The 12307-nt window shown below is 37.5% G+C and carries 9 protein-coding genes and 2 tRNA genes; all 11 read left to right on the forward strand.

Annotation, left to right across the window (positions count from 1 at the left end):
• The first annotated feature begins 54 nt into the window (after positions 1-54).
• The 11 genes from NSS74_RS24235 (at position 55) to trpE (ending at position 12305) form a co-directional block, all read left to right on the forward strand.
• Positions 55-540 carry a S1 domain-containing RNA-binding protein gene (locus NSS74_RS24235; protein WP_002009683.1) on the forward strand — a complete coding sequence of 162 codons (486 nt, stop codon included), beginning with the start codon at positions 55-57 and terminating at the stop codon, positions 538-540.
• Positions 541-699: 159 nt separating this feature from the next.
• Positions 700-773: transfer RNA gene (locus tag NSS74_RS24240), tRNA-Met, on the forward strand.
• A gap of 13 nt (positions 774-786) precedes the next feature.
• Positions 787-858, forward strand: a tRNA-Glu gene (locus NSS74_RS24245).
• Positions 859-1119: 261 nt separating this feature from the next.
• A complete protein-coding gene (gene spoIIE, locus NSS74_RS24250; RefSeq protein ID WP_002091571.1) occupies positions 1120-3591 on the forward strand; it encodes a stage II sporulation protein E in 2472 nt (823 codons plus the stop codon).
• Positions 3592-3794: 203 nt separating this feature from the next.
• Positions 3795-5225: a tRNA lysidine(34) synthetase TilS gene (gene tilS / locus NSS74_RS24255; RefSeq protein ID WP_002107305.1), complete on the forward strand. Its 1431-nt coding sequence runs from the start codon at positions 3795-3797 to the stop codon at positions 5223-5225.
• The gene (hpt, locus tag NSS74_RS24260) at positions 5222-5764 is read left to right on the forward strand and encodes a hypoxanthine phosphoribosyltransferase (protein WP_002124550.1); all 543 of its coding nucleotides are present in this window, start codon (positions 5222-5224) and stop codon (positions 5762-5764) included. The genes tilS and hpt overlap by 4 nt, the downstream gene beginning before the upstream one ends.
• 85 nt (positions 5765-5849) lie before the next feature.
• Complete coding sequence (gene ftsH / locus NSS74_RS24265) at positions 5850-7751, forward strand: ATP-dependent zinc metalloprotease FtsH (protein ID WP_002091565.1); 1902 nt, start codon at positions 5850-5852, stop codon at positions 7749-7751.
• 221 nt (positions 7752-7972) lie between these two features.
• The gene (locus NSS74_RS24270; protein WP_002009692.1) at positions 7973-8761 is read left to right on the forward strand and encodes a type III pantothenate kinase; all 789 of its coding nucleotides are present in this window, start codon (positions 7973-7975) and stop codon (positions 8759-8761) included.
• A 6-nt stretch (positions 8762-8767) separates the two neighbouring features.
• Positions 8768-9643, forward strand: a complete 876-nt coding sequence (gene hslO / locus NSS74_RS24275; protein ID WP_002009693.1) for a redox-regulated molecular chaperone HslO — start codon at positions 8768-8770, stop codon at positions 9641-9643.
• Positions 9644-9760: 117 nt separating this feature from the next.
• A complete protein-coding gene (gene cysK, locus NSS74_RS24280) occupies positions 9761-10684 on the forward strand; it encodes a cysteine synthase A (RefSeq protein ID WP_002130221.1) in 924 nt (307 codons plus the stop codon).
• Between the two features lie 223 nt (positions 10685-10907).
• Positions 10908-12305, forward strand: coding sequence for an anthranilate synthase component I (gene trpE / locus NSS74_RS24285; protein ID WP_061689483.1), 1398 nt, complete (start codon positions 10908-10910; stop codon positions 12303-12305).
• Positions 12306-12307: the final 2 nt, after the last annotated feature.

The raw sequence follows: 12307 nt of genomic DNA on the forward strand, positions 1-12307 counted from the left end.
TATATAATAAAGTAAAATTTGACTTTTTAACCACTAAGGAGGAGCATTTTTTTTATGTCAATCGAGGTAGGCAGCAAGTTACAGGGTAAAGTAACAGGTATTACAAATTTTGGGGCTTTTGTGGAGCTGCCAGAAGGCTTAACAGGTCTTGTTCATATTAGTGAAGTTGCTGATAATTATGTGAAAGATATTAACGATCACTTAAAAGTAGGCGACCAAGTAGAAGTAAAAGTTATCAATGTTGAAAAAGATGGCAAAATTGGCCTATCTATTAAGAAAGCGAAAGAACGTGAAAAAACAGAAGGAGATCGTCCACGCGGTGAATACCAACGTGGTGGTGATCAACAACGTTCTGGACGTCCACAACGTAATAATCGTTCTTCCAACAGAGATAACCGCGGTGGCGGTAACGAACGAGCTCCAAAAGAAACATTTGAGCAAAAGATGGCACGCTTTTTAAAAGATAGTGAAGATCGTTTAACTTCTTTAAAGCGTAACACAGAATCTAAACGTGGTGGCCGTGGCGCACGTCGCGGATAATAAGTCCGTTTAATTCTTAACATATAGAGAGGTACCCAGAGTAATTACTCGGGTACTTTTTTATGTGAGAGAATATATTTTTAAAAAAGTTTTTGAGATGTATTGACTTTAAAATATATCTGATGTAATATACTAATTGTCCGTTAAATACGACGACATGGCGGTGTAGCTCAGCTGGCTAGAGCGTACGGTTCATACCCGTGAGGTCGGGGGTTCGATCCCCTCCGCCGCTATATTTAATTTAACGGCCCGTTGGTCAAGTGGTTAAGACACCGCCCTTTCACGGCGGTAACACGGGTTCGAATCCCGTACGGGTCATCTAAAAAGATCATGCAAATTTGCATGGTCTTTTTTTGTTAAATATAAATTAAGACGTACAATACTTCTACAAAATCACCCTATATTTTCTGAACATTCTTTCAACTCTCTTTAAATAAATTAAATACTATGTATATATGTAGATTTATTTCGAATAAAAAGTCGAACGATTATAAAAGTCAAAACTGTTGTTTTGACAAAAAAACCAATAATCATCTTTTATAATAACAGTAATTAAACTATGCAGGTGGTGTTAAAAATATGCCTAAAGCAGGAAGGAATACTATGAATACAAGTGCATTGGCGATGAATGAAAGTCAGCTTGGAACAATAAAGTGGACGAGTAAGTTGCGAATGAAGTTTGAAAAAGTTTTCTTTAGATGGGGATTCATTATTGCTGTTATTGGTTTTCTTTTGGGACGAGCATATATATTAACAAACATTTTACCGTTTGCATTGCCGTTTTTTGCTGCTGTTTATGTTATGAAGCGAGATAAAATGCCGCTCGCGTTCTTAGCCCTAATGGGGGGAGCACTTTCAGTTTCAATAGATAATTTATTTTTTACTTTTGCATCTATCTTTACCTTCTTTATTTATAATATCTTCTTTAGTCGGTTTACACGTAAAACTGTTGGACTTGTACCATTCCAAGTATTTATCTCCGCATTAACCGCACATTTAGTTGTTGTATATTTTGCACAGCAAACCGTCACCATGTATGATCTGCTCGTCAGTACGATCGAAGCGGGGCTTAGCTTCGTATTAACGATGATATTTTTACAAAGTGTTCCGCTTTTAGTGGAAAGGAAAGGGAAGCAACAAGCGTTAGAAACAGAAGAAATTGTTTGTTTAATTATATTACTAGCATCTGTTTTAACGGGCACAACGGATTGGTTTGTTTATGATGCTTCTATTCAACATATTTTCACTAGATATTTAGTATTAGTATTTGCCTTTATTGCAGGGGCAGCTACAGGGTCCACGGTAGGAGTTGTCACTGGGTTAATATTAAGTTTAGCAAATGTGGCGAGCTTGTCTCAACTTAGTCTCCTTGCCTTTTCAGGATTGCTTGGGGGATTGTTAAAAGAAGGGAAGCGTATAGGAGTTAGTTTAGGTTTATTAATTGGTACAAGCTTAATTACATTATATGTAGACAAGCAAACAAGTATTGTAACAACTTTAATTGAATCTGGTGTAGCGATTGTTTTCTTCTTATTAACACCAAAGCTTGTTATGGATCGTATTGCTAAATTTATGCCGGGTACACAGGAACATTCACAGGATCAACAACAATATTTAAGAAGAGTGCGCGATGTTACAGCAAACAAAATCAATCAATTTGCTAATGTATTTGCTGCTTTGTCTAATAGCTTTTCTGTATACGGGTATGTGGAGGAGGAAGATAAAGAAACAGAAGCTGATTTATTTTTAAGTACAATTACTGCAAAAACATGTCAAACATGCTTTAAGAAGGATCAATGTTGGGTAGTTAATTTTGATAAAACATACGATTATATGAAACAAATAATGAGTGAAACAGAAGAAGGAACGCTGCAGCATAATCGGAAGTTAGTTCGTGAATGGGACAAGCATTGTGTGAGAGGGAAGAAAGTAACGGATTTAGTAGCAGGTGAATTAGATCACTTCTATGAGGGGCAGAAATTAAGAAAACAAATGAAGGAAAATCGTAGAATTGTAGCGGAGCAATTACTAGGTGTATCAAAAGTGATGGAGGATTTCGCTAAGGAGATACAACGAGAAAGAGAGAACCATCAAGCGCAGGAGGAGCAAATTTTACAAGCGTTTCGTGATTTTGGTGTCGAAGTGGAGCATGTTGATATTTATTGTTTAGATAGAGGAAGTATTGATATTGAAATGTTGATTCCGGCTGCATCTAATGAACATGGGGAATGTGAGAAGTTGGTTGCTCCAATGCTTTCAGATATTTTAAAAGAGAATATCGTCGTTAAGCATGAAGAGAAATCCTCATATCCAAATGGGCACAGTTTAATATCATTTGGTTCAGCGAAGACGTATTCTCTTGATACAGGATTGGCCACAGCTGCAAAAGGTGGTGGGTTTATTTCAGGTGATTCCTACGCGATGATGGATTTGAGCGTTGGTAAATATGCACTTGCGATTAGTGATGGTATGGGAAATGGACAAAGGGCTCATATGGAGAGTAGGGAAACGGTAAAATTATTACAAAAGATACTTCAATCAGGTATTGATGAAGAAATAGCGATTAAGTCCATCAATTCGATTCTTTCTTTAAGGACGACAGAGGAGATGTATACAACGCTTGACTTGGCTATGGTAGATTTACGGGATGCGAGTGCGAAGTTTTTAAAGATTGGATCGACGCCGAGTTTTGTTAAACGCGGAAATAATATTTTGAAAATTGAGGCAAGTAATTTGCCGATGGGAATCATTGAAGATGTTGAAGTTGATGTGGTTGGTGAGCAATTAAAAACGGGTGATCTTCTTATCATGATGAGTGACGGCATCTTTGAGGGAGCGCAACATGTGGAGAATCACGAATTATGGATAAAACGTAAAATTAAAGAACTACAAACAGAGGACCCACAGGAAATCGCTGATATCATTATGGAAGAAGTAATTCGCTCTGGTGATGGTTATATAAATGATGATATGACTATTGTGGTGGCGAAAGTAAAGAAAAATATGCCGAAGTGGGCTACGATTCCAATAGTAGGAATGCAGGCGCAATAAAATAATCAAAAAACCTAGGTAGATGCCTAGGTTTTTTTGATTAAAAAGGTAATGTGATTACTTTGTTAAATATACAGGAGGGATGTAAGATAAAAATATGGATTTTGTACATCTTTTTTTTGCACAATGTTTGTAAAAGTTGTACCATTATATACAAGGTAACTAATGTTGTTGTTCTTGTTTAATGAAAGGTGATTGCGAAGTTGAAAGATGCATTTGTTGAAAAAGTAGATGACTTTGTAAAGCAGCATGATGTATTAAAGAAACATTCAACAATTGTTGTAGGGGTTTCTGGTGGTCCTGACTCTTTGGCTCTTTTATATTATTTGTTAGAAAAAAGGGCAGAAAAACAGCTAGAAATTGTAGTAGCGCATGTGGACCATATGTTTAGAGGTAATGAATCTTATGAGGATTTACAGTTTGTACAGGGTCTTTGCAAAGAGCTAGGAGTTATTTGTGAAACGCTAAGGATTAATGTGTCGCAATATCAACAGCAATATGGAATGAATGCACAAGTTGCAGCTAGAGAATGCAGATATGCATTTTTGGAAAGAATAATGAAGAAATATGATGCGAGATATGTAGCTCTTGGTCACCATGGAGATGATCAAGTAGAGACGATTTTAATGCGCCTTGTACGAGGGAGTACTCCGAAAGGATACGCAGGAATTGCAGTGAAGCGATCTTTTCATAATGGATATTTAATTAGGCCGTTACTTGGGGTAACTAAGGAAGAAATTGTTGATTACTGTAATAAATTAAAAGTTATTCCGCGTATAGATCCGAGTAATAAAAAAGAAGTATATACAAGGAATCGATTACGTAAATATGTCCTTCCTTATTTGAAAGAAGAAAATCCACAAATGCATGAGAAATTTCAAAAATTTAGCGTGCAGATGCAAGAGGATGAGGCTTATTTGCAGGAATTAGCTTTTGAGAAAATGAATAAAGTAATTACAAAAAAAAGCGATAAACAAATTAGCTTATCAATTCCTGCCTTTGAATCCATGTCTATGCCTTTACAAAGAAGAGGGATTCAACTAATATTAAACTATCTTTATGAATATAAGATTCCATCTTCGCTTTCTTCTATACATATTGACAAGGTGATTGAATTTTTTAAGCGGGCACAACCTTCAGGTTCACTAGATTTTCCAGGTGGTTTGAAAATTGTTCGCACATACGAAGAATGTGGTTTTGGATTTAAACAAGAAATTGTTTCTCCTTTTTCGCAAGATTTATCAGTACCTGGGACAATTATATTGCCGAATGGGGATAAACTTGTAACAGAGGTGAGCGAAGATATACCGAGTAACATGAATGAAACAGTATTTGTTGCTAAGTATAATGATATATCGTATCCACTTCGTATTCGGTCTAGGGAAAATGGAGATCGCATGTCAATGCAAGGTATGGATGGTACAAAAAAGATAAAAGCTGTTTTTATCGAAGCAAAAGTACCAAAAGAAAAAAGAGAAGAATGGCCGATCGTTTGTGACGCAAGTGGAAATATTATTTGGGTACCCTTGTTGAAACGATCTGCGTTTGCTACTTCGAAAGAGCTAGCAAAGAAGGGTAAATACATGATTATTCACTACAAAAGCAAGGAGTCTTCCGGGAGGATAATGAAATGATGAATCAAGATATCGAAAAAGTATTAATTTCTGAAGAACAAATACAAGAAAAGGTGCACGAACTAGGTGCAGTAATTGCAGAGGATTACAAAAATACAGTACCTCTTGCGATTGGTGTACTAAAGGGTGCAATGCCATTTATGGCAGATTTATTAAAGAGAACAGATACATATCTTGAAATGGATTTTATGGCTGTATCTAGCTACGGTCACTCTACAGTTTCGACAGGCGAAGTAAAAATCTTAAAAGATCTTGATACTTCGGTAGAAGGTCGCGATATTTTAATCGTTGAAGATATTATTGATAGCGGTCTTACACTAAGCTATTTAGTGGATCTGTTTAAATATCGTAAAGCGAAATCTGTAAAAATTGTTACTTTATTAGATAAGCCAACAGGCCGTAAGGTTGATCTGAAAGCAGATTATGTTGGATTTACTGTTCCTCATGAATTTGTTGTAGGATATGGATTAGATTATAAAGAGCAGTACCGTAATCTTCCTTATGTAGGAGTATTAAAACCAAGTGTTTACTCAAATTAATTAAATATAGGCGTTACAATTGTATAGGAAATTTTTTTTATGTTACGATTTACTATAGTGTTTATGCCGTGAGAGGAGGTTAGGAATGAATCGTATCTTCCGTAATACCATCTTTTATTTACTGATATTCTTAGTAGTAATTGGAATCGTGAGCTATTTTAATGGTTCGACGCAAAAAACGACATCAGTTAGCTACGATAAATTCATTACTCAACTTGAAAAAGGTGAAGTGCGTAATGTGCAGCTTCAACCGAAAAATGGTGTGTTTGAGGTAAAGGGACAATTCAAGACTTCTAGCCAAGGAGAACAATTTGTTACTTATGCACCAAATACTGAGGAATTACAAAAGAAAATTAATGATAAAGCGCAAGGGGCTGAAGTTAAGTATCAACCAGCAGAAGAAACAAGTGCTTGGGTAACGTTCTTTACTTCTATCATTCCGTTTGTCATTATCTTCATTTTATTCTTCTTCTTATTAAACCAAGCTCAGGGCGGCGGTAGCCGTGTTATGAACTTCGGGAAAAGTAAGGCGAAGCTATACAATGATGAAAAGAAAAAAATTCGTTTCAGAGATGTTGCTGGAGCGGATGAAGAGAAACAAGAACTTGTTGAGGTAGTTGAATTCTTGAAAGACCCTCGTAAGTTCGCTGAAGTTGGTGCCCGTATTCCGAAGGGTGTTCTATTAGTGGGACCTCCAGGTACAGGTAAAACTTTACTAGCACGTGCTGTTGCAGGTGAAGCAGGCGTTCCGTTCTTCTCTATTAGTGGTTCTGACTTCGTAGAGATGTTCGTCGGTGTCGGTGCATCCCGTGTACGTGATTTATTTGAAAATGCAAAGAAAAATGCTCCTTGTATCATTTTCATTGATGAAATTGATGCAGTAGGACGTCAACGTGGCGCTGGTCTTGGCGGTGGTCATGATGAGCGTGAACAAACGTTGAACCAATTGCTTGTTGAAATGGATGGATTCGGTGCAAACGAAGGTATTATTATCATCGCTGCGACAAACCGTCCTGATATTCTTGATCCAGCGTTATTACGTCCAGGTCGTTTTGACCGTCAAATTACAGTAGATCGTCCAGATGTAAATGGTCGTGAAGCTGTACTTAAGGTACACGCTCGTAATAAACCGCTTGATGAGAATGTCAACTTAAGAGCAATTGCAACTCGTACACCAGGATTCTCTGGTGCCGATCTTGAAAACTTATTAAACGAAGCTGCTTTAGTAGCTGCGCGTCAAGATAAGAAGAAAATTGATATGAGTGACATCGATGAAGCGACGGATCGTGTTATTGCAGGTCCAGCTAAGAAAAGTCGCGTTATCTCTGAAAAAGAACGTAATATCGTTGCATTCCATGAGGCTGGCCATACTGTAATTGGTGTTGTCCTTGATGAAGCAGATATCGTTCATAAAGTAACAATTGTCCCTCGTGGTCAAGCTGGTGGATATGCGGTAATGCTTCCGAAGGAAGATCGTTACTTCATGACAAAACCAGAGTTACTTGATAAAATCACTGGTTTACTTGGTGGCCGAGTAGCTGAGGAGATTGTATTTGGTGAAGCAAGTACAGGTGCTCACAACGACTTCCAACGTGCGACTGGTATTGCAAGACGTATGGTTACAGAATTCGGGATGAGTGATAAGCTTGGACCGATGCAATTTGGTAGCTCACAAGGTGGTCAGGTATTCTTAGGAAGAGACTTCCATTCGGAACAAAACTACAGTGATGCAATCGCACATGAAATTGATGTGGAAATGCAAATAATTATTAAAGACTGTTATGCTCGTGCGAAACAAATTCTTACTGAAAAACGAGATAAGCTTGATATTATCGCGAAAACGTTACTTGAAGTAGAAACATTAGATGCAGAGCAAATTAATCATTTATATGATTATGGCAGATTACCTGAGCGTCCAACATCTTCAGATGATGTGAAAGTAAACATCAATATGAAGAAAGACGATGAAGATACAGAAGATAAGTAAGAAAAAAGGAGTGACAATAGTCACTCCTTTTTTTTGTGGAATGAATTTAAGTGGCAAAAAAAATTGAATGAAACTATTATTAAAAATTGAAATAGAGAGTAATCTTTTTGTACAATGATGAGTATAGAAAAAATGATTATATAAGTATGTGTGATATGATGTTTTTATAAGTTTTATACATACTGCGCAAATATAGATTAAATAAGATAAGTGGTGAGAATATGATTTTTGTATTGGATGTAGGGAACACAAATGCGGTACTAGGTGTGTTTGAAGAGGGAGAACTTCGTCAGCATTGGCGCATGGAAACAGATCGTCATAAAACAGAAGATGAGTATGGGATGCTTGTAAAGCAGTTACTTGAGCATGAAGGTCTTTCTTTTGAAGATGTGAAAGGTATTATTGTGTCTTCAGTCGTACCGCCAATTATGTTCGCTTTAGAGCGTATGTGTGAAAAGTATTTTAAAATTAAACCGCTTGTAGTGGGGCCTGGGATAAAAACTGGCTTGAATATTAAATATGAAAATCCACGTGAAGTAGGCGCGGACCGAATTGTAAATGCAGTAGCAGGAATCCACTTATATGGAAGTCCGCTTATTATTGTTGATTTTGGTACGGCTACTACATATTGTTATATTAACGAAGAGAAGCATTATATGGGTGGCGTCATTACGCCAGGAATTATGATTTCGGCAGAGGCTTTATATAGCAGGGCAGCAAAGCTTCCTCGTATTGAAATTACAAAACCGGGTAGTGTTATCGGGAAGAATACAGTAAGTGCAATGCAATCAGGTATTCTTTATGGATACGTTGGACAAGTGGAAGGTATTGTTAAGCGTATGAAGGAAGAAGCTAAGCAAGAACCGAAAGTTATTGCAACAGGTGGATTAGCAAAATTAATTTCAGAAGAATCAAATGTAATTGATATTGTAGATCCGTTTTTAACGTTAAAAGGTTTGTATATGTTATATGAGCGTAATGCAAATTTACAACATGAGAAGGGTGAATAAATAAGTATGAAAGATTATTTAGTAAAAGCGTTAGCGTTTAATGGAGAGGTTCGTGCTTATAGTGTACGTACAACAAATACAGTAAGTGAGGCGCAAAAGCGTCATGATACATGGAGAACAGCTTCAGCGGCACTTGGTCGTTCTTTAACTGCGGGTACAATGATGGGTGCTATGTTAAAAGGCGAGCAGAAGTTAACGATTAAAGTAGAGGGTAACGGCCCGATTGGTCCTATTTTAGTCGATGCTCATGCAAATGGGGATGTACGTGGTTATGTAACGAATCCGCATGTTGATTTTGAAGGAACGGAACAAGGAAAATTACGTGTATATCAAGCGGTAGGTACAGAAGGGTTTGTAACGGTCATTAAAGATATCGGTATGCGTGAACCGTTTATTGGTCAATCTCCCATTGTTTCAGGAGAACTAGGGGAAGATTTCACATATTATTTCGCGGTTTCTGAGCAGACACCTTCTTCTGTAGGTGTTGGTGTTCTTGTAAATGGAGATGATAGCGTATTAGCGGCGGGTGGATTCATTCTTCAAATTATGCCAGGTGCGCAGGAAGAAACAATTTCATTTATTGAAGAGCGTCTTCAACAAATCCCGCCGGTATCACAATTAATCGAACAAGGTCTTTCTCCAGAAGAATTACTGTATGAAGTGCTTGGAGAAGATAAAGTGAAAGTGCTAGAAACAATGGATGTTCAATTTAATTGTACATGTTCACGTGAGCGTATTGAAAGTGTGCTAATTAGTTTAGGTAAAGCGGAGTTAGAACAAATTCGTGCAGAAGAAGAAGAGACGGAAGTTCACTGTCACTTCTGTAATGAACGACATAAATTCGCTAAAGAAGATATTACAAGTCTAATTGAGAAGCTGTAATAAAGAAGTTTAGGTGGAGAATCAGCCGCCCAAATAGATTGACAAACAGGGAATTTTCTGACAAAATCTAAATATAGATAAAACCAATAAAAATACTCGGTGTTAGGAGTGACAGGAATGCGAGTGGCACAATCAGTTTCAGAATTAATCGGGAAAACGCCGATCGTTAAGTTGAACCGCATCGTAGAATCAGACAGCGCAGATGTATACTTAAAATTAGAATTTATGAATCCGGGGAGCAGTGTTAAAGATCGTATCGCGTTAGCTATGATTGAAGATGCTGAAAATAAAGGATTATTAAAAGAGGGCGATACAATCATTGAGCCGACAAGTGGTAACACAGGTATTGGCTTAGCGATGGTAGCAGCTGCTAAAGGATATAAGGCAATTTTAGTAATGCCAGAAACAATGAGTATTGAGCGTCGTAATTTATTACGCGCTTACGGTGCTGAATTAGTATTGACTCCAGGACCTGAAGGAATGGGCGGAGCAATTCGAAAGGCAACTGAATTAGCAGAAGAACATGGGTACTTTATACCACAACAGTTCCAAAATCAAGCGAATCCAGAAATCCATCGTATAACAACAGGTCCAGAAATTGTTGAACAGATGGGGGATCAATTAGATGCGTTTATCGCAGGTATTGGTACAGGTGGAACAATTACAGGTGCCGGTGAAGTGCTGAAAGAGGCTTATAAAGATATCAAAATTTACGCGGTAGAACCTGCGGATTCACCAGTATTATCTGGTGGAAAGCCAGGACCACATAAGATCCAAGGAATTGGAGCGGGGTTTGTTCCGGAGACATTGGATGTAGAGGTATATGATGAAATTATTCAAGTGAAAACGGAGCAAGCGTTCGAATATGCGAGAAGAGTGGCTAAAGAAGAAGGTATTTTAGTTGGTATCTCTTCGGGAGCAGTCGTTTATGCAGCGACAGAAGTTGCGAAGAAATTAGGTAAAGGGAAAAAGGTACTTGTTATTATCCCAAGTAACGGTGAACGTTATTTAAGTACACCACTTTATCAATTTGAGTCATAATTGAATGTGATTTGAAAAGCATCCTTAAAAAAGGATGCTTTTTCTTTTTTGATTGGAAAAAGGAAAAGAGTGAATGACTAGAAAACTTCATGTAAAATAAGAAGTAGTATAATTAATTTATTTTCACTAGCCCTCAAGTATAATCATTCTCTATATAAATAATTTTATGTAGTTTGAGTTGATTGGCTTAAGAGGGTGGGATAACAGAAGACGGGGTGTTGATATGCAACGAAGAAAATCTTTAGCGCTTTCTATTCCATATCAGTTAGATTTCTTTAAGCAATATAAATTTCTTTCTCAGGATAAGCCGCAACATATTTTGTTAGAAAGTGGACGTGGTGGTCGTTATAACATTGTTGGGCTGGATCCAGTAGCGGTAATTCAGGGTAAGAATGAGACGTTACATATAAGTGAAAGTGGTAAGGAAACAATAGAGCGAGGGAATCCGTTAGATTTAATGCAAGCGTATATGGAGAAATGGAAAACGGATTATAATCCGGAGTACCCACCTTTTCAGGGTGGGGCAATTGGATACTTTAGTTATGATTGTATCCGTTATATTGAAAAACTTTCTTCTCTTGCGAAGGATGATATTAATATACCTGACATATTCTTTTTGTTATTTGATGACGTGTTTGTGTATGATCAACAGGAGAGAGTATTATGGATTATTACGCATTATGCAGATGAGTGTGAAGAGGCAGAAGAACGATTAAATGAATGGAAGGGTCTTTGGATGAAAGAAGCCCCCGAAGTGAATATGCCGTTTGAATCTCCTGAAAAGAAAAATGAAGCAGTCGCTTTTACGGAAGAGGGCTTTATGAAGGCCGTTGAACGTATTCAAGAATATATTGGAGCGGGTGATGTGTTTCAAGTAAACTTGTCGACAAGACAAGAAAGAACATTACAAACACATCCACTAGAAATATATACAAGTCTTCGTGAAATTAATCCATCTCCATATATGGGTTACTTGGAGTTTGGAGATTTTCAAATTGTTAGTGCTTCGCCTGAATTGCTAATTAAAAAGCAAGGAAAAGAAGTGAGTACAAGACCGATTGCTGGTACGCGCTCTCGAGGAGCAAGTGAGCAAGAGGATGAAGAATTAGCGAAAGAATTAATTGAAAATGAAAAGGAAAGAGCAGAGCATGTAATGCTTGTGGATTTAGAACGAAATGACTTGGGCCGGGTTTGTAAATATGGCACTGTTGAAGTAGATGAATTTATGGTAATTGAAAAATACTCACACGTTATGCATATTGTTTCTAATGTGCGTGGTGAGGTGGAAGCAGATAAAGATGCTTTCGATTTGGTGAAGGCTGTATTTCCTGGTGGGACAATTACCGGTGCCCCGAAAATACGTACGATGGAAATCATTGAGGAATTAGAACCTGTTCGCCGAGGAATTTATACGGGTTCAATTGGTTGGATTGGTTATTCTGGAGATACGGAATTGAATATTGTAATCCGAACACTACTTGCTAAAGATGGACAAGCGCATGTGCAAGCTGGAGCGGGTATTGTAATTGATTCAAATCCAAAAGATGAATATAAAGAGTCGTTAAAAAAAGCAATCGCTTTATGGCGTGCAAAAGAAAGTAGCGAAGAAACGGTTAGGTGAGA

The sequence above is a fragment of the Bacillus sp. FSL E2-8868 genome, from assembly GCF_038005505.1.
In the GTDB taxonomy this organism is placed as follows: domain Bacteria; phylum Bacillota; class Bacilli; order Bacillales; family Bacillaceae_G; genus Bacillus_A; species Bacillus_A mycoides.